Raw genomic sequence first — 20,519 nt, 5'->3', positions numbered from 1 at the left:
GTCGTCAGACCTCCACGGGAGTCGGTTCGGTGGCCCGCTCGGACCGGCAGATCACCAGGTAGAGGCCGGCGCCCAGGGCCGTGCCGATGAACCAGGAGTACGGGGCCACATCGCTGAAGGTCTTCACCAGGGCGAGCACCGCCGCGACCGCCGCCGACGGCAGGAACGCAGCCAGCGCCTTGGGGTTGACGCCCTTGCGGTAGTAGTAGCGGGAGCCCGGGCGGGCGTCGAAGAGCTCGTCCACGTCGACGCGGCCGCGCTTGACGAGGTAGTAGTCGACCATGATCACGCCGAACAGCGGGCCGAGGAAGGCGCCGAGGCCGCCGAGGAAGTAGTTGACGACCGTGGGGTTGGAGAACAGGTTCCACGGGGTCACGACCAGGGCCGCCACCGTACTGATCATGCCGCCGACCTTGAAGGTGATCTTCTGCGGCCAGACGTTGGCCAGGTCGTACGCCGGTGAGACGAAGTTGGCGACGATGTTGACGCCCATGGTGGCGACGGCGAAGGTGAACGCGGCCACGACCAGCACCCAGGTGTTGCCCACCTTCGCCACCAGCTCCGCGGGGTCCGTGATCGCCTGGCCGAACGCCTTCAGCGAGCCGGCGGTGACGATCACCGATACGACCACGAAGGCCGTCGAGTTGATGGGCAGGCCCCAGAAGTTGCCGCGGCGGACCGTCTTGTAGTCGGGCGCGAAGCGGGAGAAGTCGCAGAAGTTGAGCATCAGTGTGCCGTACGTGGCGAGGATCAGACCGATCGCGCCGAACCACTGCCGCCACTGCTCGCCGGTCGAGACCGGGTGCGGGGTGGAGGTGAGCGAGATGCTCCAGTCGGCCTTGGACAGGACCCAGACCGCCAGCGCGATCATCACGAGCCAGATCGCCGGGCCGCAGAAGTCCTGGAACTTGCGCACGGACTCCATGCCCTGACTGATGATCAGCGCCTGGATCAGCCACAGGGACAGGAACGACACCCAGCCGAGCGCGTTGAGCCCGAGGAAGGAGTGGTGCGTCCAGGACTCCAGACCCGGCCAGGCGGCCAGCAGCATCACATTGACGGCGACGGAGGCGAGGTAGGTCTGGATGCCGTACCACATGATGGCGATCACGGCCCGGATGAGGGCCGGGATGTTGGCGCCCCAGACACCGAAGCTGATGCGGCTGACGACCGGGAAGGGCACGCCGTGGCGCTGGCCGATCCTCCCCATCCAGTTCATGCCGATGTAGATGAGCACGAAGCCGACGAGCAGGGAGGTGAAGACCTGCCACACGTTCATACCGAGGACCAGCAGTCCGGCGGCGAAGGTGTAGTTGCCGAGGTTGTGGACGTCGGACATCCACATGGCGAAGAGGTCGAAGACCTTCCAGTTCCGCTTCTCGGCGGGCGCGAGGTCTTCGTTGGTGAGCCGGGGATCGGGGACGAACGCTGGTGCGCCGGTGGCTTCGGCGCGGTCGGCGAGGGACACGGGGCCTCCATGGGACGGGAGCGGAGGGTGGAGACGGCAACCGTTTGGTATACCAAACTGCGGCCATGGTCCCGCCGTCAAGCATTCCGACCGATGTCGTCATTGTTAACGCTCGGTAAAACACCCCCGGTGTCGGAGAAGATGGCTCCATGAGCTCCACGACGACGAAGATCGAACCCCTGGGCGCCGTGCGCGAGCGGGTCCTGGCCGGTCTGCGGCAGGAGATCATCGCGGGCAGTCTGCGGCCTGGCGACCGGCTGGTCGAGCGGGAACTGGCCGACCGTTTCGGGGTCTCCCGGGTGCCGGTCCGCGAGGCGATCCGCGCGCTGGTCGCCGAGGGGTTCGTCCACTTCGAGACGCCGCGCCGCACGGTCGTACGCCGTCTGACCCCGCACGACGTCCAGGAGCTGTTCGAACTGCGCGAGGCCCTTGAGGTCTACGCCGCCGGGCTCGCCGCGGCCCGCGCGACACCGCAGGACCTGGCCCAGGTCGAGGAACTGCTCGACCTCGCGGCCACCGCGACCGAGGCGGGGGACGCGGAAGTGATCACGGACATCAACAGCCGTCTGCACGACCGCATCGTGGCGATGGCCCGCAACAGCCTGCTGACCGAGGCCCTGGAGCCGGTCGCCGGGCGACTGCGCTGGATGACCCGGCGGAACGAGGAGTGGCCCCAACTCCTCGTGGAACACCGCGAGTTGTACGAGGCGATCGCCTCCGGCAACCCGGACCGCGCCCGCGCGCACGCCCTCGCGCATGTGCGGACCAACTACCGCTCCACGGTGCGGCACCTGTTCGGCGAGGCCGAGATGCCCAGCTGACATCGCCCTGGAAAATCCCGCCCCGGCTCGACCGTGGACGCTCTACTCTGCTGCTCGACGATCAATCGGGCGGGGGACGACAGTGGCGCGTGCGGCAGGACTCGGTGGCCTTTCCATTGCCATGCTCATGACCTTCGGCCTGCTGGCCGCATGCGGATCCGGGGGCGACTCGCAGCAGGGCGCCACGCCGGACAGGACGGCGAGGACCGGGACCTCCGGTGCCCAGGCCAGAACCCTGACCGCGAAGGCCCTGGAAAAGGCCGCGGTCAAGGGGGCCGACCTCGACGGGTACGAGGTGGAGCGCTCGTTCACGTCCGTCGGCTCGTCGCACAAGACGACTGTTCCCGAGGAGTGCGCTCCCGTGATGCACGCGGTGGGGGGAGGCAGCGGTTTCACCGCCACCGCGCGGGTCGGCCGGTTCGTCCACGCGAGGAAGGCCGGCCTGCCGACACGGCTGACCCTCTCTTCGCACAGTGTCGCGGACGCGCTGCGGGTGATGGACCGGCTGCGGACGGCCGCCGCGAAGTGCGGGAGCTTCAAGGACGTCACCGCCGAGCTCGCCTACGAAGGCGTCAAGGTTCAGCCCGACGCCGGTTACGGCGACGAGTCCGTGTCCCTGCGGCTGACGCAGCTGGTGACGGGGGCCGGATACGACGACGCCGTCCGCGTTCCGTACGCATTGGTGGCCGTCCGGCAGGGCTCGACGGTCGCCATGTTCAGCACGTCGAGCCGGGGCAAGGAGGCGGCCGTCGTACCGGACGCCGTCATCAGCACCCAGCTGAAGAAGCTCGGCGCGCAGGTCGCCTCCGAGTGACCGCGTACTTGTCCGTCGCCGCCACCAGCGCATCGGCGACTCCCGGCGCCCGCGTGTCGTGCCCGACCTCGTCGACGACGATCAGCTCGCTGCCGGGCCAGGCGTGGTGCAGGCGCCAGACGGTGCCGAGGAGGTTGCCGAAGTCGAGGCTGCCCTGGACGAGGGTGCCGGGAATGTCCTTGAGCAGGGGCGCGTCCCGCAGGACCACGCCTTCGTCGTTGCCCTCGCCGAAGAAGCAGTCGTTGCCCCAGTAGTGCGTGACCGTCCGGGCGAAGCCCATGCGGAACTCCGGGTCCTCGAAACGCTCCACCGAGCGCGGCGGCGCGGGAATGATCGCCGTCTCCCAGTCGGTCCAGGCACGCGCCGCCCGCTCCCTTACGGAAGGGTCGGGGGACTCCAGGAGACGGTTGTACGCGGCGGCGAGATTGCCGTCCCGGTCGTCGGCGGGCAGCTCGGCCAGGAACCGCTCGAAGGCCTCCGGGAAGATCCTCCCCAGCCCCCGGGTCAGCAGCACGTGCTCCGCGTCGGCACCGGTGGCGACGAGGGTCAGGACCAGCTCGGACACCGCCGCCGGATGCGTCTGCGCGTACCGCAGCCCCAGCACCGAGCCCCACGACGCGCCCCACACCAGCCAGCGCTCGATCCGCAGATGAGCACGGAGCAGCTCCAGGTCGGCGATGAGATGAGCCGTCGTGTTGACACTCATGTCGGTGTCGTACGCGCTCGCACGCGGCGTCGAGCGTCCGCAGCCGCGCTGGTCGAGCAGCACGATCCGGTAGGCGGCAGGGTCGAAAAGACGCCGTGAGTAGGGTGTGCAGCCGGACCCCGGCCCGCCGTGCAGCACGACCGCGGGCTTGCCGTGCGGATTGCCGCTGGTCTCCCAGTACACGCGGTTGCCGTCACCGACGTCGAGCATGCCGTGGTCGTACGGTTCGATCTCCGGGTAGAGGGGCATCCGTGCACCGTAACGCTCCTACGACCCTCCCCGCCCCTCATTTCACGGGCAGTCCCGCCGCCTCCCCCGCCCCGCGCAGCACGTCCCGCAGCATCTCGGGGGTGAGCTTGCCGGTGAAGGTGTTGCGCTGGCTGACGTGGAAGCAGCCGAAGAGGTCCAGGCCGTCGAGCGGCACACGTGCGCCGTGGGCGAAGACGGGCCGTGGCCGGGGCACCGTCCAGCCCGCCTCGGTGAACGCGGGCAGCGCGGCCTGCCAGCCGAAGGCGCCGAGCACGACGACCGCGCGCAGCGTCGGCCGCAGCAGCGTGAGCTCCTGGACCAGCCAGGGGCGGCAGGTGTCCCGCTCCCCGGGGGTGGGCTTGTTCTCGGGCGGGGCGCAGTGCACGGGCGCGGTGACGCGGACGCCGTGCAGTTCCAGGCCGTCGTCCGCGGTCACCGACGTGGGCTGCGAGGCGAGGCCGACGTCGTACAGCGCCCGGTACAGCACGTCTCCGGAGCGGTCGCCGGTGAACATGCGGCCGGTGCGGTTGCCGCCGTGGGCGGCGGGCGCGAGGCCGATGATCAGGAGCGAGGCATCGGCGGGACCGAAGCCGGGCACCGGGCGCGCCCAGTACGTCCAGTCCTGGAACGCAGCGCGTTTCGTCCGCCCGACCTCCTCCCGCCACTCCACGAGCCGAGGGCACGCGGAGCAGCCCGCTATACGGGTGTCGAGCTCGGCGAGGCTGTCCATGCCCCCACGGTAGGACCACCGGATGCGCGGGCGCCGAGCGGCGAGTCCGGCGATCCCGGCCCATGCTGGAGTCATGGACGTGCAACCCCCTGTCGTCCCCCCAGTCGTGGTGCTTGCGCCGCAGGCGGACGGCGGACGGCGCGTGACGATCCGCGGCAAGCGCGTCGGCACCGCCTACACCCTCTTCGACGTGCTGGACTTCCTGCACAGTGCGGGCCTGCCCGCCGACGAGGACCGGGCCGTCGACGACCCCGAGCTGATCGAATGGCGTGGCGGCGGGCCGTACGTGTGGAACGGCACGACATAGCCGCCGGCATGCGCCATGAGCCGAACCTGGAGGTGGGCCATGAGCACCCTCGAAGAACACGTCGATGTCGGAGTCCCGATCGCCAAGGCCTGGGACAGCCTCCACCGGGTGGAGAACTACTCGCGCTTCGTGGAGGGAGTGCGCGACGCCCATGCGGAGCCGCAAGGGCGGGCACATCTGGATGTCGAGGCCGGCGGCCGGGGCCGGGAACTCGACGCCGAGGTCTCCGACCGCGGGGAACGCGTGATGGAGTGGCACACCATGGGCACCCCGGAGCTGACGGGCTCCTTCTCCCTGCAGCCGATCGACCGGAACCGCACCCGGGTCCAGGCACGCCTCGAGTACGACCCCGACGCCCTCCGGGCGGCCTTCGGCGGTCCGCGGGGCTTCGCCCAGGCGAGCACGATCGAGCGGATCGTCCGCACCGATCTGCAGCACTTCAAGAAGTACGTGGAACGCGGGCGGTGACCGCGGCTGCCGCCGGGCACCGTTAAGGTCGGGAGCATGGCTTCCGAAGCTGACGAGGAGAGCGGCGGGCCCGGCCCCGCCGAGCAGGCGGCGCCCGAGGCGGTCGATCCCAGGATCGCCGCCGCCATCGCCGCCGCAGAGGCCGCGGGCCCGGCGGAGGGTGTGAGCGTGCGGATCGACAGCTGGATCTGGGCCGTACGTCTGGCGAAGACCCGCTCGGTCGGCGCTGCCGCCTGCAAGGGCGGGCATGTGCAGGTGAACGGGGTGCGTGTGAAGCCCGCGCACACCGTCCGGATCGGCGACGAGGTGCGCGTACGGCAGGAGGGCTGGGAGCGGATCGTCGTCGTCAAGCGGCTCATCCGCAAGCGTGTGGGCGCCCCCGTGGCCGCCCAGTGCTACATCGACAACTCTCCGCCCCCGCCGCCCCGCCAGCCCTTCGCCGCCCCGGCCGGCATCCGCGACCGTGGCACGGGCCGCCCGACCAAGCGGGACCGCCGGGACATGGAACGCCTGCGGGGGCTCATGGAGGGCGGCAAGCCGAGGCCGAGCGGGCGCTGACACACACAAGCGGGTGGCGTCCGGCTCGGGCCGGACGCCACCCGTGTCTTCGGGGCTCACGCCCGTCGTCGTACGAGCTTCAGCAGTTCCCGGGTGGAGCCCCGCCGGGCCCAGGCGATGAGGGCCAGCGGCACGATCAGGATCAGCGGGGTCGCGGCGTTCTCACCGTCGAAGACGGTGGTCTGGACGACGAACGCGCCCACCATGAGCCCGCTCAGTGCGATCGCCGCCACCGACTGCAGCACCGGGATCAACAGGGCCACCGCACCGGCCAGTTCGAGGGCGCCGATGGTGTACATGCCGGTGCTGCCCCAGCCGATCTTCGCGAAGGCGTCGACGGCGTAGTGGTTCCCGATCAGCTTGGGCAGGGCGCTCGCGATGCCGTAGAAGAGGGCGAGCAGCACCTGCAGGGTGCGCAGGGCGATCCGGGCGCGGCGGCCGCGGGCGGTCGCGGACTCGGCGACGACGGGGGCGGAAGCGACGCGGGCGGTGGTCTCGGACATGGGGTTCTCCTGTGGTGAGCGGTTCGTCGTGCTGTCACAGGGGTAGACCGGCCGCCGCTCGGGAACTCATCGCCGCCGAGCGGACTTTCGTGGAATTCCCTACAACGGGAACCAGCCGTGCCCGATGTACCAGTGGCGGCCCGCCCTGAGGTGGTCGCCGACCGCCCGCTCCACCGCCGTACGCCGGGGCAGGCTCTCGACGGGCAACTCCGGGTCGCCGAACACGAACTGGACCGGCTCCTTGTCGGCAGGCTCCCGGTCCTCGCGGGCCACCCGGAAGCGGTCCTGGAACCGCACGATGTTGGAGTCCGCCGGCAGGTACTCCTTCAACTGCGCGTCCAGCAGCCAGGAGTGGCAGAGCGCGGCCCGGTACTTCTCCTCGGGGTAGTGCCGTGCGAAGAACTCCGTCGCCAGCACCAGCGAGCGCTCGCAGGCAGCCGGTGACAGCGGTCCGAGGTAGTCGGGGATGTGGAGGTTCAGACAGGGCGTGCCCGGCGCCACGTCCAGACCGGCCGCCGCGAGCACCCGCGAAGTGCGCTGCCCGTGCCGCGCCCGTTCGAACTGCAGCCGGCCGATCTGGTACAGCTCGCCCCGGAAGTGGTGGGTGAGCCACCACGGCGCCTGCACCCCCGCCCGGCGGTGCCGCCTGCGGTGCACGGCCATGTTCCGTCCGAGGTCGGCGAGGGTACGGCGGGAGACGTCGTCCGGGACGCCCCGCGCACGGTGGTACGCGCGCGTGTACGGCAGCGCGGCCACGAACACGTACACAGGGAAGCAGCGCTGCAGCGGGCCCGAAGCCCAGTCCAGCTGGGGCAGGTCGACCGCGGTGCCGACCTCCCCCATCCCCCTGACGAGTTCCTCCACCGACCCCTCGAGGGCGCGCAGCAGCTCCGGGTCGTCCGTCACCCGGCGGCCCATCCGTACGAGCTGGTTGATGTCCTCGTGCGGTACGGCGAGGTCCAGCAGCACCTCGGCGAGCTCATCGGCGTCCGGCAGCACGCGGCGACCCCCTAGTCCCGTTCCCCTTGGTGAACGTCCGTCCCGAAGAGTACGTTGCCAACAGGAGTGGTGATCCCGATGCGTACGGGCAGTGAGCCGACGACCGCGCGCAGTGCACTGCGGGCGCGGTTCTGGCTGAGCGTGTGGGGGATGGTCTGGGCGATCTTCGGCACGGCCGCGTTCGCCCTGGTGGGGCGCCCCGGGTGGGCCGCCGCGTGCGGTGTGCTGTGGCTGGTGGTCACGGTCGACATGACCGTGATCCTCAAACACATCCGCGAGGGCCCGCACTACCAGCCGGGCCGGGATATTCCCCCGTACCGGCCACCGGAGAGCCGGCCCCGCTAGCAGCCGCTCAGGAGTCGAACCGTGCCGCCTTCAGGTACTGCGGGTTGGGGTCGAGCGCTGCCGCCAGTCTGAAATGGCGCTTGGCCTGCTCGGCCTCACCCCGGCGCTCATAGGTCCGGGCGAGCGCGAAGTGCGCGAACGCGTTGTCCGGCTCGCGCTCCAGGACGATCGTGAACTCCAGCTCGGCGGGCCGCAGTTGCGCGGCGGCGAAGAAGGCACGCGCGCGCAGCAGCCGGGCCGCGGTGTTCTCCGGGTGGGCGGCGATCACGGAGTCGAGCAGCTTCACCGCGCCCCGCGGGTCCCGTGCGTTGAGCAGCTGCTCGGCGGCACGGAAGTCGATGACATGCGTCTCCGGAGTACGTCCGGTGGAACCGCTGGTCTCGGGCACGGCAGAGTCCTTCCCTCACTCGAAGGGTTCAACGCCCCGATCAGGGGGCCCTATTCCTGCGACGGCCGTGGCGACCGTGGCGCACCGGACGGCCCGGACGCGGCCTGCGCTCTGCGTACGAGGTCCGCCCAGACGTCCTTCACCCGGCGCCGCAGGTCTTCCAGCGGTACGTCGTTGTCGATCACGACGTCGGCGATCTCCCGGCGCTTGTCTCGGGTCGCCTGCGCGGCCATGCGCGCGCGTGCGTCCTCCTCGGTCATGCCGCGCAGCCGTACCAGCCGGTCGAGCTGGGTCTCGGGGCTCGCGTCGACGACGATCACGACGTCGTACAGCGGCGCGAGGCCGTTCTCCGCGAGGAGTGGCACGTCGTGGACGACGACCGCGTCCTCGGCGGCCGCCGCCTCGAGCTCACGGGAGCGGGCGCCCACCAGGGGATGCACGATCGAGTTCAGGACGGCCAGCTTCTCCGGGTCGGCGAAGACGATCGAGCCCAGCTTCGGCCGGTCGAGACCGCCGTCGGCGCCGAGCACGTCCTCGCCGAAGGCCTCCACGACCGCCGCAAGACCGGGTGTCCCCGGCGCGACGACCTCGCGCGCGATCCGGTCGGCGTCGATCAGCACGGCGCCGCACTCGACGAGCAGCCGTGACACCTCGCTCTTGCCGGCACCGATCCCGCCGGTCAGCCCCACAGTCAGCATGAGCGGCAGCTTAGGGCCTGCCACTGACAGCGGGACCACCGGAGGTCAGTTGTCGCCCTCGCGTTCCGCCAGGAAGCGTTCGAACTCGAGGCCGATCTCGTCCGCCGACGGGATCTCGACGGGCTCGGCGAGCATGTTGCCCCGGCTCTCGGCGCCCGCGACCGCGTCGTACTGGTTCTCCAGGCCGGAGACGAGGGTGGTGAGCTCCTCGTCGCCCTCCTGGATCTGCCGGTCGATCTCGGTCTGGGTGCGGTGCGCGTCCGTGCGCAGGGAGTGCGCGATGCCGGGGAGCACCAGGCCGGTGCCCGCGGTGATGGCCTCCAGGACGGTCAGGGCGGCGTCCGGGTACGGGGACCGGGCGATGTAGTGCGGCACGTGCGCGGCGACACCGAGGACGTCGAAGCCGGCCTCCATGAGGCGGTACTCGACCAGGGACTCGGCGCTGCCGGGGACCTGTGCCTCGTCGAAGGGGCTGCGGTGGCCCGGGACGAGATCGGTGCGGTTGCCGTGCGGGGTCAGGCCCACGGGACGGGTGTGCGGAACGCCCATCGGAATGCCGTGGAAGTTCACGGACAGGCGCACGCCCAGCCGCTCCACGATCTGCTGGACGGCCGCGGCGAACCGCTCCCACTCGACGTCCGGCTCCGGGCCGGACAGCAGCAGGAAGGGCGCCCCGGTGGCGTCCTGGACGAGCCTCACGTCGATGGTGGGCTCCTCGTACTCGGTCCACCGGTCGCGCTTGAAGGTCAGCAGCGGACGGCGGGCGCGGTAGTCCACGAGCCGGTCGTGGTCGAAGCGGGCGACGACCTGGTGGGGCTGCGAGTCAAGGATCCGGTCGACGATCTGGTCGCCGGTCTCGCCCGCGTCGATGTATCCGTCGAAGTGGTAGAGCATGACAAGACCGGCCGACTCCTGGGCGAGCGCCATGTCGACGACAGCCAGCCCCTTCGGCTCCCATGCGTACAAACCCTGCGGATCAAGCACAGTGACCGCTCCTCCTCGTGTTCGTACGTTCCAACGCCCCCTGGAGCAAGGGCATTCCCGCCAGTACGCCTGATCAGCCATCTCTTGCGGCCTTTTCATGGCAGCGGGCGGATGGGCAACGGCTTCTAGGGGCGCGGGGAACTGCGCGAGAAACCCCCACCGGCCCGCAGCTGAGGAACAGCCCCGGGCAACGCAGAAGGGCCGCACCTCGAAAGGTACGGCCCTTCAGTTACCGGCTAAGCCTCAGCGGCAGCGTTCAGCTCTGGCCACCCGCGAGCTTCTCGCGAAGCGCAGCCAGCGCCTCGTCCGAGGCCAGCGCACCGGAGGTGTCCGCACCCTCGGAGGAGTACGAGCCACCGCCCGCGGCCGGAGCCGCACCGGCGGCCTCGCCGCCCTCGGCGGCAGCGGCGGCGTCGGCCTCGCGGCTCTTGATGACCTGCTGCTGGTGCTGCTCGAAGCGGGTCTGCGCCTCGGCGTACTGGCGCTCCCACTCCTCGCGCTGCTTCTCGTAGCCCTCGAGCCAGTCGTTGGTCTCGGGGTCGAAGCCCTCGGGGTAGATGTAGTTGCCCTGGTCGTCGTAGGACGCGGCCATGCCGTACAGGGTCGGGTCGAACTCGACCGAGGCCGGGTCGGCACCGAAGGACTCGTTGGCCTGCTTCAGCGAGAGGCTGATGCGACGGCGCTCGAGGTCGATGTCGATGACCTTGACGAAGATCTCGTCGTTGACCTGGACGACCTGCTCCGGGATCTCCACGTGGCGCTCGGCCAGCTCGGAGATGTGGACCAGGCCCTCGATGCCCTCGTCCACGCGGACGAACGCACCGAACGGAACGAGCTTGGTGACCTTACCCGGGACGACCTGACCGATCTGGTGGGTCCGGGCGAACTGCTGCCACGGGTCTTCCTGGGTCGCCTTCAGCGACAGGGAGACGCGCTCGCGGTCCATGTCGACGTCGAGGACCTCGACGGTGACTTCCTGGCCGACCTCGACAACCTCGGAGGGGTGGTCGATGTGCTTCCAGGACAGCTCGGAGACGTGGACCAGACCGTCGACGCCACCCAGGTCCACGAAGGCACCGAAGTTGACGATCGAGGAGACCACACCGGAGCGGACCTGACCCTTCTGCAGGGTCGTGAGGAACGTCTGGCGGACCTCGGACTGGGTCTGCTCCAGCCAGGCACGGCGGGACAGGACCACGTTGTTGCGGTTCTTGTCCAGCTCGATGATCTTCGCCTCGAGCTCCTTGCCCACGTAGGGCTGGAGGTCGCGGACGCGGCGCATCTCGACCAGGGAGGCCGGGAGGAAGCCACGGAGGCCGATGTCGAGGATGAGACCACCCTTGACGACCTCGATGACGGTACCGGTGACGATGCCGTCCTCTTCCTTGATCTTCTCGATGGTGCCCCAGGCACGCTCGTACTGGGCGCGCTTCTTCGAGAGGATCAGGCGGCCTTCCTTGTCCTCCTTCTGGAGAACAAGGGCCTCGATCTCGTCACCGACGGCGACGACCTCGTTCGGGTCGACGTCGTGCTTGATCGAGAGCTCGCGGCTCGGGATGACACCTTCGGTCTTGTAACCGATGTCGAGCAGGACCTCGTCCCGGTCGACCTTCACGATGACGCCGTCGACGATGTCGCCGTCGTTGAAGTACTTGATCGTCTCGTCGATCGCGGCGAGGAAGGCTTCCTCGTTACCGATGTCGTTGACCGCAACCTGCGGGGTGGTGGCGGTGGTCTCGGTGCTGCTCGTCATGTGGGAAAGGGCTCCGGTACGGACATTGAAGTCGTAGGTACTGCTACGCCGGGAGCCCGTATCGCTCTGAAGAAGCCGGACAGCCAAGGAAGCGCCCCAACAGCCAACTGGAAAACCAGATACTGGTGATGGCGCCTCGACAACCGAGGGGACATACAACAGATGCGAGCGCAGCCTGCTACGTCTGAGGTGCGCAGGCCCGCAGCGCAACTTGTAGCATACGGGGGCAGCCGGACAGGGTCAATGCGCGAACGCGCACACCCGGGGCGGATCGCCGCATACCCGGCACAAGAACTGTCTCTGGAGGCCACGCAGGCCTGAGAGACCTCTTCCGTGACACTGCCGAGAGGCCGACTGCGCCATGAGGGTGACGGAAGAGTACGACGAGGGAGCCGATCATCCAAGAGCCCGTATCTTCCGATTCCGCGTTCGAGCCGGAAGCCACCCGCCGCGCGTCCGACGTCACGGAGAGCGCCCGCGCCAACAGGGGCTGGTGGGACCGGAACGCGGACGAGTACCAGGTCGAGCACGGCACCTTCCTGGGCGACGACCGTTTCGTGTGGGGTCCCGAGGGCCTCGACGAGGTGGAGGCCGAGCTGCTCGGCCCGCCGGAGGAGCTCAAGGGCAAGGACGTGCTGGAGATCGGCGCCGGTGCGGCCCAGTGCGCGCGCTGGCTGGCCGCCCAGGGTGCCCGCCCGGTCGCCCTGGACATCTCGCACCGCCAGCTGCAGCACGCGCTGCGCATCGGCAAAACGTTCCCTCTGGTGTGCGCCGACGCGGGTGCGCTGCCCTTCGCGGACGGCTCCTTCGACCTGGCGTGCTCGGCGTACGGGGCGCTGCCGTTCGTCGCCGACCCGGTGCGGGTCCTGACGGAGGTGCGGCGGGTGCTGCGGCCGGGCGGGCGTTTCGTCTTCTCGGTGACCCACCCGATCCGCTGGGCGTTCCCGGACGAGCCCGGCCCCGAGGGCCTGACCGTCTCCGCCTCCTACTTCGACCGCACGCCCTACGTCGAGCAGGACGAGGAGGGCCGCGCGGTGTACGTCGAGCATCACCGGACGCTCGGCGACCGGGTCCGGGACGTCGTCGCGTCGGGTTTCCGGCTGGTGGACCTGGTCGAGCCGGAATGGCCGGCCTGGAACACCTCCGAGTGGGGCGGCTGGTCGCCGCTCCGCGGGAATCTGATCCCGGGGACCGCGATCTTCGTGTGCGTACGAGACTGAGTGCGTGATCCGTTACGACGCCCTGGACGCGCTGCCGGTACGTGGTGCGCTGCCCGCCCTGAGCGATGCGCTGGAGGGGCACGGCACCGCCGTTCTGGTGGCGCCGCCCGGCACCGGCAAGACGACGCTGGTGCCGTTGGCGCTGGCCGGGCTGCTCGGGGACGGGCCCGCGCGCCGTGTGGTGGTGGCCGAACCGCGTCGTATCGCGGCCCGTGCCGCTGCCCGGCGCATGGCGTGGCTGCTGGGCGAGAAGGCCGGCGGGAGCGTCGGGTACACCGTGCGCGGCGAGCGGGTCGTCGGGCGCCGTGCGCGCGTGGAGGTCGTGACGACCGGGGTGCTGCTGCAGCGGCTGCAGCGCGATCAGGAGCTGGCCGGTGTGGACGTGGTGGTGCTCGACGAGTGCCATGAGCGGCATCTGGACGCGGACACCGCGGCGGCCTTCTTGTGGGACGTACGGGAGACGCTGCGGCCGGAACTGCGGCTGGTGGCCGCGTCGGCGACCACGGACGCCGAGGGGTGGGCGCGGTTGCTGGGCGGGGCGCCCGTGGTCGAGGCCGAGGGCGTCTCGCATCCGGTGGAGGTGGTGTGGGCCCCGCCGTCCCGTCCGGTGCGGCCGCCGCACGGCATGCGGGTCGATCCGGCGCTGCTGACGCATGTGGCGTCGGTGGTGCGGCGGGCGCTGGGCGAGCGGGACGGAGACGTGCTGTGCTTCCTGCCGGGCGTGGGCGAGATCGCGCGCGTGGCGGGGCAGTTGGGCGAGCTGGGCGGCGTCGAGGTGCTGCAGGTGCACGGGAGGGCGCCGGCCGCCGTGCAGGACGCTGTGCTGGCGCCGGGTGAACGGCGCCGGGTCGTGCTTGCCACGTCGGTGGCCGAGTCGTCGCTGACGGTCCCGGGTGTGCGGGTGGTCGTCGACTCGGGGCTGGCGCGTGAGCCGCGTGTCGACCACGGCCGCGGGCTGAGTGCGCTGACGACGGTGCGGGCCTCGCAGGCGGCCGGACGGCAGCGGGCGGGGCGGGCCGGGCGTGAGGCGCCGGGAGCGGTCTACCGGTGCTGGACGGAGGCCGAGGACGCCCGCCTGCCGCGTTTCCCGGCGCCGGAGATCAAGCTGGCCGACCTGACGGCGTTCGCCCTGCAGTCGGCGTGCTGGGGCGATCCGGATGCGTCCGGGCTGGCGCTGCTGGACCCGCCGCCGGGCGGGGCGATGGCGGCGGCGCGGGCCGTGCTGAGGGCGATCGGAGCGGTGGACCCCGCCGGACGGGCCACGAAGCGGGGCGCCGCACTGGCCCGGCTCGGCGTGCATCCGCGGCTGGGCCGGGCCCTGCTGGACACGGCCGGCGAGGGCGCCGAGGCGGTGGCGCTGCTCTCCGAGGAGCCTCCGCGCGACTACGGCGACGACCTGGCCACCGCTCTGCGCTCCGCACGCCGCGGCGGCGACCCCTATGCGACGCGCTGGCGCACGGAAGCACAGCGCCTGCGGGCCGTCGCGAAGGAGTTCACACGGCCACCGGGCGGGGAATCCGTTCCGGACGACGACGGCACCGACGCCTCGCCCGCGACGGCCGGCAGCGCGCCTGCTCTCCCCGAGGAAGCGCAACGCCTGCGGCCCGCCGCCACGGAGTTGCGGCCACCGGCCAGGGAGCCCGATCCAGGGACAGGCGGCACCGACGCCACACCCCGGACGGCCAACAGCAACGCAGCCACCGGGCCTCCTCGTCCCGACGAGGCACAGCGCCTGCGACCCGCCGCGGCCGGTAGCGGTGTGGGTCCTCGGGGCGGTCAGGGTGGCGCGGTCGCCGCTTCGTTCGCGCTCGGCCCGTCGGGGGCGGATGGTGGTGATGACCGTCTTGTCGGGGTGGTGGCGGCCCTTGCCTTTCCCGAGCGGGTGGCCAAGGCCGACGGTGGATCGTTTCTCATGGCCTCCGGGACACGCGCCGAACTCCGCGACGGCAGTCCTCTGCGCGGCGCCGACTGGATCGCGGTGGCCGTCGCGGATCGTCCCGTGGGCAACGGGCACGCGCGCGTGCAGCTCGCCGCCGCTGTGGACGAGGACCTGGCCCGGTCGGCGGCGGCCTCGCTGTACTCCGAGGGCCAGGAGGTCCACTGGGCCGACGGGGACGTCGTGGCGCGGCGGGTGGAGCGACTGGGGGCGATCGAGCTGGCGGTGCGACCGCTCGCGGACGCCGACCCCGTACGCGTACGCGCTGCGCTCCTCGAAGGGCTGCGGCAGGAAGGGTTCGGGCTGCTCAGGTGGTCGCCCGACGCGCTCGTGCTGCGGCAGCGGCTGGCGTTTCTGCGTCTGCATCTGGGGGCGCCGTGGCCCGACGTCACCGACGATGCGCTGCACGCGCGCGTGGACGAGTGGCTGGAGCCCGAGCTGGGCCGGGCCCGGCGGCGGGCCGACCTCGCGCGGATCGACGCGGGCCAGGCGCTCACCCGCCTGCTGCCGTGGGCCTCGGGGGAGGCGGGGCGGCTCGACGAGCTCGCCCCGGAGCGGATCGCCGTTCCCAGTGGGTCCAGGATCCGGATCGACTACGGCAATCCGGAGCAGCCGGTGCTCGCGGTGAAGTTGCAGGAGATGTTCGGGCTGCACGAGTCGCCCGCCGTCGCGGGGGTGCCGCTGCTGGTGCATCTGCTCTCCCCCGCCGGCCGCCCGGCAGCGGTCACGGCCGACCTCGCCTCCTTCTGGAGGGACGGCTACAAGGGCGTACGGGCGGAGCTGCGCGGCCGGTATCCGAAGCATCCGTGGCCGGAGGATCCCGCCGGCGCGGAGCCGACCCGGCACACGAATGCGCGGCTCAGGCGGTGACCGGTTCCGCCGTGGTGGACTCGGCCGGTTCCGGGTCGCCGGGGCGGCGGCTGCGGGCCTCGAGCCACAGTGACAGGGCGAGCAGCAGGACGCCGAGGGTCAGGAAGCCCCAGGGCAGATAGGACGTCATCAGCAGGACCAGGGTGCGGTTGGACTTGACCAGGGCGACGGTGTGCCTGATGTAGTCCTCGCGCATCTTGACGTGGCCGGCGAAGGCGGTGACCTTGTCCCGGCCTCCCAGGAGCGTGCCGCCGCGGAGTTCCTCCTTGTGGATCTCCTCGCCGTACACGGGGGCGCCGGTGACGGGCTCGACCCAGAACTTGCGGACCGTGGTGTACCAGCGCGTGGTGCCTGTCTTCGCGACCGACTCGGGGGTGATGCCCTGGACGGGCATGGTCCGGGGGAACTTGACCTTGGTCCAGGGGATGGTCTGCTCGAAGTAGTAGACCTCCAGGCCGCGGAAGTTCTGAGTGCCCTTGTAGTGGATGGGGTTGGTGGTGCGGGTCTGGGCGTCGAAGTACTCGTAGTCCCGTTTCTGCGTCAGGAACGGCCACTTGAACTCGATGCCCGTCCGCTTCACCGGGTCGCCGTCGACCATCTCACCGGTGGCGTGGACCGGGGCCTGGCTGTGGGCGTCGAAGATGTAGCGCTCGGGGATCCGCGAGACCATCTTGCCGTCAGGGCCCTGGACATAGGAGAGGCCGTCCCAGACGACGACGTCCCGCCCGGCCGTCTTCTCGATCTTCTTCGCGGCCTCCACATTGCCCTTGAGGGTCTGCACGATGGTGACCTCGGGGACCGTGCGGGCCTTCATCGTGCCGTAGTCGAGGAGGGTCGCGTTCTTCGCCTCGAGGACCATGTCCTGGTACTGGTCGGCCGGGATCTTGGCCAGGCGCGGGAAGGCGTACCAGCGCAGCAGCGGGGACAGCGCCGCGAAGAACACGGCGAAGGCGAGCAGGACCAGACTGGCCTTGCGGCGCATCTCGGCCTCCCTCCCGGGCGGTTACGGGTGTGCGGGCACCGTCGTCAGCAGCGGTTTCGGGGACGTCCTGCCCGTGGGACTGCCCATGGCCGTGATCGTGAAGACCAGCGCGAGGGCGACGGCGAGACCGGTCGCGGCGGCGATCAGGGCGCGCATGCCTGCCTCCCCGGGGACGGGAACACGGACGGGAACTGATACATCGTCAGGTCCGGCACCGTAGCAACGGGCGAGCGAGATGAGAACACGTTGCACACACAACGACGGCGGCGGCGCCCTCTGGCCGAGGAGCACCGCCGCCGTCGCAGGGACGATACGGGGAATTACGCGGAGGGGCTGGGTGACGGGCTGGGGCTCGACGAGGAGTCGGGCGCCGCGACCGTCAGCTGGATGTCGAGGGTTGCACCGCCCGCGGTGGTGATGCGGAGGATGAAGTTGCCGGTGTTGTCGTCGGCGTACAGCTTCGGCAGCGTCAGCAGGCCCTTGGCATCGGTCGTGAGGCCGGTCAGGGTGCGTACGGCCTTGCCGTCGGCGTCCTTGAAGTAGGGGCCCTTGTCGTTCTCGGTCGGGTCGAGCACCGACTTGATCAGCGTTGCGGTGACCGCGACCTTGTCGGCGACGGCACCCTTGTAGATGGCCTTCACCTCGGCCTGGTCGGCGAACTCGCCGCCCGGGGTGCAGGTCAGCGCGGTGTCGCTGGTGCGCACGACGCTGTCGGCGACGCGCTCGGTGACGGTGGCGGTGTAGTCGAGGCCGGTGACCGCGCGGCCCACGACGGTGGCGCGGACGGTGAAGTCGCCCGTCTTCTCGCCCGCCTGCAGGGTGGGGGCGACGGCCACGCCGGAGCTGTTGGTGACCACCGTGGCGACGGACTCGCCGCCGGTGAAGGTGGTGTCGGTGTCGCCGACCACGGTGAAGCGGACCCTGACCTTGCCGACCGCCTTGCCGGACTTGGTCACGGCCTTGGTGCTGATCTTCTTGGTGAACGGGTCACCGGCCATCGCGGTGAGCTTCGCGGTGCCCGCGTCCGCCAGGCGGTCCACGGTGTCGGTGGGGGTGGGGGTGGGGGTGGGCGACGGGCTGCCTGGCGTGCTCGGCGTGCCGGGCGTGCCCGACGGCGGTGCGCCGGGGGTCGGGGAGCCGCTGCTCGGCGGCTTCGGCTTGGCGGGCGGCGTGGGCGAGGGCTTGGGATTGGCCTTCTGGCCGTCGTCGCTGCGGCCCGAGGGGACGCTGCCGCTGCCGTCCGGGATCTCGTGGGTGCCCTTTCGGTAGTACTCCAGCCACGACAGGACGGTGTGCAGGTAGTCCTGGGAGTCGTTGTAGCTGAGGATGGCCTGGTTGAGGTCGGCCGGCACGGACAGGTCCCAGCCGTTGCGGCACAGGTAGTGGCCGGCGGCCAGGGCGGCGTCGTAGACGTTGTTGGGGTCCTTGACCCCGTCGCCGTTGCCGTCGCGGCCCGCCCACGCCCAGGTCGACGGGATGAACTGCATGGGGCCGACGGCCTGGTCGTAGCTGCTGTTGCCGTCGTACTTGCCGCCGTCGGTGTCCTTGATCAGCGCGAAGCCGTTGCCGTCGAGCTGAGGCCCGAGGATCGGGGTGATCGTGGTGCCGTCGGCGTTGACGCGGCCGCCGCGGGCCTGGCCCGACTCCACCTTGCCGATCGCGGCGAGCAGTTGCCAGGGCAGGTTGCAGCCGGGCTTGGACGCGCGCAGCTCGGCCTCGGCCTTCTTGTAGGCGTCGAGGACGGTGGCCGGTATGCCCGCCTCGGCGGCGCCTTGCGCCACGGGGGTGCCGGTGGCACCCGGAGTCGGCGAGGGGTTCGGGCTGTTGAGCGGCGGAAGATCGGTGTAGTACGGCGAGTTGCCGGTCGCGGCGCCGTCGCCCGCGGTCACATCCGGTGAGGGCTGGGCCTCCGAGGCGGTCCGTCTGCCGTGGTCGTCGACTGTGACCCCCGGAGCCTGGGACGCGGACAGGGCAGCGACCGCGGCCGCTGCCACGGCTGTGGTTGCCGCTCCTTTGCGCAGCCTCATGCCGAATTGCGCCGCCATAGAGTGAACCCCTCCCGTGGACGCGTCAGCGCCCGTCTTCGTCTGCCCGGCGCACAGTGCGCCCGCCCTGTTGTGACGATCGACCCGGCGTGCGGGTTGCCCTCGTTTCGCTCTCTTGTTTCTCTCGGATTCCTGTCGAGCCGCCGTGTTCACCTGTTCGACCGTGCCGCCCGGCACGGTGACCCAGGCGACCCTACGACAACTTCCTTTCCACGGGGACCCGTTCGTGCCCGATATTCACCAGTTGGTCATGTACGAATGGCGTGGAATCGTGGCACGCATACTGGACCGGAGCGATCACCCGGGCCGTCCGCTCGGGCAATGTCCGGCGTGAGGAGCCCAGTTGCCGTTCACCCTGAGCCATGCGGCCGCCGTCCTGCCCGCCGTACGCAGCGACGGATCCGGCCGAGGACGACTGATTCCGGCCGTCCTCGTGGCCGGTTCCTTCGCGCCCGACATGACCTATTACGCGGCAAGTGCGGTGCCCGGTGCGATGGAGTTCGGAGAGGTCACGCACTCCTTCTTCGGCGTCTTCACGGTCGACGTGCTGGTGGCCTGGGCACTGGTCGGGCTGTGGCTGCTGGTGCGGGAGCCGCTGGTGGCGCTGCTGCCGCGGCCCTGGCAGCCGCGGCCGGCCGTCCTGCTGCGCTGCGGGTCGCCACGCGCGCGCCTACGGCCGTCCCTGGCGGGGTGGTGGTACGCCTCCGCGGCGCTCGGCGCCCTGACCCATGTGGTGTGGGACGCCTTCACGCATCACGACCGGTGGGGCGTGCGGCTGTTTCCGGTGCTGGGCCGGGTGCTGTGGGGGTCTCCCCTGTACTCGGACCTGCAGTACGGGAGTTCGGTGGTGGGCGCGGTGGTGATCGGAGCATGGGTGACGCGGGCGCTGCGCAGGGCTCCGGCGCACCCGGTTCCGCGTGCGGTCCCCGTGCTGTCGGTGCGGGACCGGTGGTGGGCCTGTGTGGTGCTCTGCGGGTGTGCGGGGGCGTGGGCCGTGGAGCGGGCGGTGCGGTGGTGGGCGTACTGGGGCGCGGTGGCGGGGCCCTGGGAGCTGATTCCGGCCGTGTGCTTCGGTGCGGGCGCGGGGCTGCTGCTCGGGCTGCTGCTGTACGTGGCCGGGGTCCGGGTGTGGCGGCCGGTGCCGTCTGCCGGGGAGCCGGAGCGGGTCAGCGCGGAGCAGGGCCGTCCGGCCGGTCGGTGAGGGTGCCCGCGGTCACGATGAACACCCTGACGGTACGGGCGTGGCGGCCGCGGCGGACACGGACGAGCAGCCCGGCGACGTAACTGCGCCCCAGCCCCGCCCACAGCCGCCAGGCGGGCGGCTCCGCGGATCCCGAACCGGGCCGCGGCAGCAGGCGCCGGAGGCCCGCCGCCGTGCGGCGCAGGACGACGGCGAGGTCGGTGGGGATGCGGGCGGTGCTTGCACGAGCGGCGAAGGCCGGCACCGGCGCGGGTGGCACGACGGGCGCCGTCTCGGCACTCGCCTCCGCTCCCGCCGGCCGGCGGTTGAGCATGCGTATACCCATGCCCGCATCCTTACGGTGCGAAGGCGGTGGGGGCCTTTTCGCGGGGGCCACCTGAGTGACGGTTCCCTGCGGGGCATGACGGGTGCGGCGGGGGCTCGCCCGTGCGCGCCGGGTTCGACCGCGCCCGCAAAGAGCGCGGGCCTCTTGCT

At 71.1% G+C, this 20,519-nt stretch carries 22 protein-coding genes; 9 read left to right on the top strand and 13 right to left on the bottom strand.

Annotated elements, in window-relative coordinates; all coding sequences use genetic code 11:
* Nucleotides 1–4: 4 nt before the first annotated feature.
* Complete coding sequence (locus ACFY1U_RS04285) at nt 5–1,468, bottom strand: NCS1 family nucleobase:cation symporter-1 (protein WP_390692602.1); 1,464 nt, start codon at nt 1,466–1,468, stop codon at nt 5–7.
* A gap of 149 nt (nt 1,469–1,617) precedes the next feature.
* Between ACFY1U_RS04285 and ACFY1U_RS04280 the strand changes: the two genes are divergently transcribed.
* On the top strand, nt 1,618–2,289 hold the full coding sequence (locus tag ACFY1U_RS04280; protein ID WP_390692601.1) for a GntR family transcriptional regulator: 672 nt from the start codon (nt 1,618–1,620) through the stop codon (nt 2,287–2,289).
* Between the two features lie 127 nt (nt 2,290–2,416).
* Nucleotides 2,417–3,103 carry a hypothetical protein gene (locus tag ACFY1U_RS04275; protein ID WP_390692600.1) on the top strand — a complete coding sequence of 229 codons (687 nt, stop codon included), beginning with the start codon at nt 2,417–2,419 and terminating at the stop codon, nt 3,101–3,103.
* Here ACFY1U_RS04275 and pip read toward each other — a convergent pair.
* Both pip and ACFY1U_RS04265 read right to left on the bottom strand, forming a co-directional pair.
* The gene (gene pip / locus ACFY1U_RS04270; protein WP_390692599.1) at nt 3,057–4,058 is read right to left on the bottom strand and encodes a prolyl aminopeptidase; all 1,002 of its coding nucleotides are present in this window, start codon (nt 4,056–4,058) and stop codon (nt 3,057–3,059) included. The two genes, ACFY1U_RS04275 and pip, sit on opposite strands and share 47 nt — an antisense overlap.
* Before the next feature lie 37 nt (nt 4,059–4,095).
* Nucleotides 4,096–4,788 (bottom strand): uracil-DNA glycosylase, encoded by a 693-nt coding sequence (locus ACFY1U_RS04265; RefSeq protein WP_390692598.1) that lies wholly within the window; start codon nt 4,786–4,788, stop codon nt 4,096–4,098.
* Between the two features lie 73 nt (nt 4,789–4,861).
* Between ACFY1U_RS04265 and ACFY1U_RS04260 the strand changes: the two genes are divergently transcribed.
* Genes ACFY1U_RS04260 through ACFY1U_RS04250 form a run of 3 tightly spaced genes read left to right on the top strand, consistent with a single transcriptional unit; the run spans nt 4,862 to nt 6,121 of the window.
* Nucleotides 4,862–5,095, top strand: a complete 234-nt coding sequence (locus ACFY1U_RS04260) for a hypothetical protein (RefSeq protein WP_365832464.1) — start codon at nt 4,862–4,864, stop codon at nt 5,093–5,095.
* Between the two features lie 39 nt (nt 5,096–5,134).
* Nucleotides 5,135–5,563 carry an SRPBCC family protein gene (locus tag ACFY1U_RS04255; RefSeq protein WP_390692597.1) on the top strand — a complete coding sequence of 143 codons (429 nt, stop codon included), beginning with the start codon at nt 5,135–5,137 and terminating at the stop codon, nt 5,561–5,563.
* A 36-nt stretch (nt 5,564–5,599) separates the two neighbouring features.
* Nucleotides 5,600–6,121 (top strand): RNA-binding S4 domain-containing protein, encoded by a 522-nt coding sequence (locus ACFY1U_RS04250; RefSeq protein ID WP_390692596.1) that lies wholly within the window; start codon nt 5,600–5,602, stop codon nt 6,119–6,121.
* Between the two features lie 56 nt (nt 6,122–6,177).
* Here ACFY1U_RS04250 and ACFY1U_RS04245 read toward each other — a convergent pair whose 3' ends face one another.
* Both ACFY1U_RS04245 and ACFY1U_RS04240 read right to left on the bottom strand, forming a co-directional pair.
* Nucleotides 6,178–6,624: a DoxX family protein gene (locus tag ACFY1U_RS04245; RefSeq protein WP_390692595.1), complete on the bottom strand. Its 447-nt coding sequence runs from the start codon at nt 6,622–6,624 to the stop codon at nt 6,178–6,180.
* 99 nt (nt 6,625–6,723) lie between these two features.
* Nucleotides 6,724–7,623 (bottom strand): acyltransferase domain-containing protein, encoded by a 900-nt coding sequence (locus ACFY1U_RS04240; protein WP_390692594.1) that lies wholly within the window; start codon nt 7,621–7,623, stop codon nt 6,724–6,726.
* Between the two features lie 78 nt (nt 7,624–7,701).
* Here ACFY1U_RS04240 and ACFY1U_RS04235 point away from each other — a divergent pair, with 78 nt between their 5' ends.
* A complete protein-coding gene (locus ACFY1U_RS04235; RefSeq protein WP_390692593.1) occupies nt 7,702–7,968 on the top strand; it encodes a DUF6343 family protein in 267 nt (88 codons plus the stop codon).
* 7 nt (nt 7,969–7,975) lie between these two features.
* On the opposite strand, the gene ACFY1U_RS04230 is transcribed toward ACFY1U_RS04235, so the two are convergent.
* The 4 genes from ACFY1U_RS04230 to rpsA all read right to left on the bottom strand — a co-directional run bounded on the left by ACFY1U_RS04230 (nt 7,976) and on the right by rpsA (nt 11,791).
* A complete protein-coding gene (locus ACFY1U_RS04230) occupies nt 7,976–8,356 on the bottom strand; it encodes a tetratricopeptide repeat protein (RefSeq protein WP_123964467.1) in 381 nt (126 codons plus the stop codon).
* A gap of 50 nt (nt 8,357–8,406) precedes the next feature.
* Nucleotides 8,407–9,054, bottom strand: coding sequence for a dephospho-CoA kinase (gene coaE / locus ACFY1U_RS04225; RefSeq protein WP_390692592.1), 648 nt, complete (start codon nt 9,052–9,054; stop codon nt 8,407–8,409).
* Nucleotides 9,055–9,099: 45 nt separating this feature from the next.
* Nucleotides 9,100–10,038, bottom strand: a complete 939-nt coding sequence (locus ACFY1U_RS04220; protein ID WP_390692591.1) for a PAC2 family protein — start codon at nt 10,036–10,038, stop codon at nt 9,100–9,102.
* Nucleotides 10,039–10,294: 256 nt separating this feature from the next.
* Nucleotides 10,295–11,791 (bottom strand): 30S ribosomal protein S1, encoded by a 1,497-nt coding sequence (gene rpsA / locus ACFY1U_RS04215; protein ID WP_099928071.1) that lies wholly within the window; start codon nt 11,789–11,791, stop codon nt 10,295–10,297.
* Nucleotides 11,792–12,189: 398 nt separating this feature from the next.
* On the opposite strand from rpsA, the gene ACFY1U_RS04210 reads away from it, so the two are divergent.
* Together ACFY1U_RS04210 and ACFY1U_RS04205 are read left to right on the top strand one after the other, a co-directional pair.
* A complete protein-coding gene (locus ACFY1U_RS04210) occupies nt 12,190–13,011 on the top strand; it encodes a class I SAM-dependent methyltransferase (protein ID WP_390692842.1) in 822 nt (273 codons plus the stop codon).
* A 4-nt stretch (nt 13,012–13,015) separates the two neighbouring features.
* Complete coding sequence (locus ACFY1U_RS04205; protein WP_390692590.1) at nt 13,016–15,817, top strand: ATP-dependent helicase C-terminal domain-containing protein; 2,802 nt, start codon at nt 13,016–13,018, stop codon at nt 15,815–15,817.
* Here ACFY1U_RS04205 and ACFY1U_RS04200 read toward each other — a convergent pair.
* The 3 genes from ACFY1U_RS04200 to ACFY1U_RS04190 form a co-directional block, all read right to left on the bottom strand.
* Nucleotides 15,807–16,799, bottom strand: coding sequence for a DUF3068 domain-containing protein (locus ACFY1U_RS04200; protein WP_390692589.1), 993 nt, complete (start codon nt 16,797–16,799; stop codon nt 15,807–15,809). The genes ACFY1U_RS04205 and ACFY1U_RS04200 overlap by 11 nt on opposite strands.
* 21 nt (nt 16,800–16,820) lie before the next feature.
* On the bottom strand, nt 16,821–16,955 hold the full coding sequence (locus ACFY1U_RS04195; RefSeq protein ID WP_390692588.1) for an SPW_0924 family protein: 135 nt from the start codon (nt 16,953–16,955) through the stop codon (nt 16,821–16,823).
* A 164-nt stretch (nt 16,956–17,119) separates the two neighbouring features.
* Nucleotides 17,120–18,844, bottom strand: coding sequence for a lytic transglycosylase domain-containing protein (locus ACFY1U_RS04190; RefSeq protein WP_390692587.1), 1,725 nt, complete (start codon nt 18,842–18,844; stop codon nt 17,120–17,122).
* A gap of 343 nt (nt 18,845–19,187) precedes the next feature.
* On the opposite strand from ACFY1U_RS04190, the gene ACFY1U_RS04185 reads away from it, so the two are divergent.
* Nucleotides 19,188–20,045, top strand: a complete 858-nt coding sequence (locus ACFY1U_RS04185; RefSeq protein WP_390692586.1) for a DUF4184 family protein — start codon at nt 19,188–19,190, stop codon at nt 20,043–20,045.
* Here ACFY1U_RS04185 and ACFY1U_RS04180 read toward each other — a convergent pair.
* Nucleotides 20,011–20,370, bottom strand: coding sequence for a hypothetical protein (locus ACFY1U_RS04180; protein ID WP_390692585.1), 360 nt, complete (start codon nt 20,368–20,370; stop codon nt 20,011–20,013). The genes ACFY1U_RS04185 and ACFY1U_RS04180 overlap by 35 nt on opposite strands.
* Nucleotides 20,371–20,519: the final 149 nt, after the last annotated feature.

The sequence above is a fragment of the Streptomyces sp. NPDC001351 genome, from assembly GCF_042896045.1.
Lineage (GTDB): Bacteria > Actinomycetota > Actinomycetes > Streptomycetales > Streptomycetaceae > Streptomyces.
Note: the sequence above shows the minus strand (reverse complement) of the source record. Positions and strands in the feature narration are given on the sequence as shown.

What these genes read in the sequence shown, in the direction of transcription:
- ACFY1U_RS04280 (WP_390692601.1), top strand. Translation starts at nt 1,618, where the DNA reads ATGAGCTCCACGACGACGAAGATCGAACCCCTGGGCGCCGTGCGCGAG.
- ACFY1U_RS04275 (WP_390692600.1), top strand. Translation starts at nt 2,417, where the DNA reads ATGACCTTCGGCCTGCTGGCCGCATGCGGATCCGGGGGCGACTCGCAG.
- pip (WP_390692599.1), bottom strand. Translation starts at nt 4,058, where the DNA reads ATGCCCCTCTACCCGGAGATCGAACCGTACGACCACGGCATGCTCGAC.
- ACFY1U_RS04265 (WP_390692598.1), bottom strand. Translation starts at nt 4,788, where the DNA reads ATGGACAGCCTCGCCGAGCTCGACACCCGTATAGCGGGCTGCTCCGCG.
- ACFY1U_RS04260 (WP_365832464.1), top strand. Translation starts at nt 4,862, where the DNA reads ATGGACGTGCAACCCCCTGTCGTCCCCCCAGTCGTGGTGCTTGCGCCG.
- ACFY1U_RS04255 (WP_390692597.1), top strand. Translation starts at nt 5,135, where the DNA reads ATGAGCACCCTCGAAGAACACGTCGATGTCGGAGTCCCGATCGCCAAG.
- ACFY1U_RS04250 (WP_390692596.1), top strand. Translation starts at nt 5,600, where the DNA reads ATGGCTTCCGAAGCTGACGAGGAGAGCGGCGGGCCCGGCCCCGCCGAG.
- ACFY1U_RS04245 (WP_390692595.1), bottom strand. Translation starts at nt 6,624, where the DNA reads ATGTCCGAGACCACCGCCCGCGTCGCTTCCGCCCCCGTCGTCGCCGAG.
- ACFY1U_RS04235 (WP_390692593.1), top strand. Translation starts at nt 7,702, where the DNA reads ATGCGTACGGGCAGTGAGCCGACGACCGCGCGCAGTGCACTGCGGGCG.
- coaE (WP_390692592.1), bottom strand. Translation starts at nt 9,054, where the DNA reads ATGCTGACTGTGGGGCTGACCGGCGGGATCGGTGCCGGCAAGAGCGAG.
- rpsA (WP_099928071.1), bottom strand. Translation starts at nt 11,791, where the DNA reads ATGACGAGCAGCACCGAGACCACCGCCACCACCCCGCAGGTTGCGGTC.
- ACFY1U_RS04200 (WP_390692589.1), bottom strand. Translation starts at nt 16,799, where the DNA reads ATGCGCCGCAAGGCCAGTCTGGTCCTGCTCGCCTTCGCCGTGTTCTTC.
- ACFY1U_RS04195 (WP_390692588.1), bottom strand. Translation starts at nt 16,955, where the DNA reads ATGCGCGCCCTGATCGCCGCCGCGACCGGTCTCGCCGTCGCCCTCGCG.
- ACFY1U_RS04190 (WP_390692587.1), bottom strand. Translation starts at nt 18,844, where the DNA reads ATGGCGGCGCAATTCGGCATGAGGCTGCGCAAAGGAGCGGCAACCACA.
- ACFY1U_RS04180 (WP_390692585.1), bottom strand. Translation starts at nt 20,370, where the DNA reads ATGGGTATACGCATGCTCAACCGCCGGCCGGCGGGAGCGGAGGCGAGT.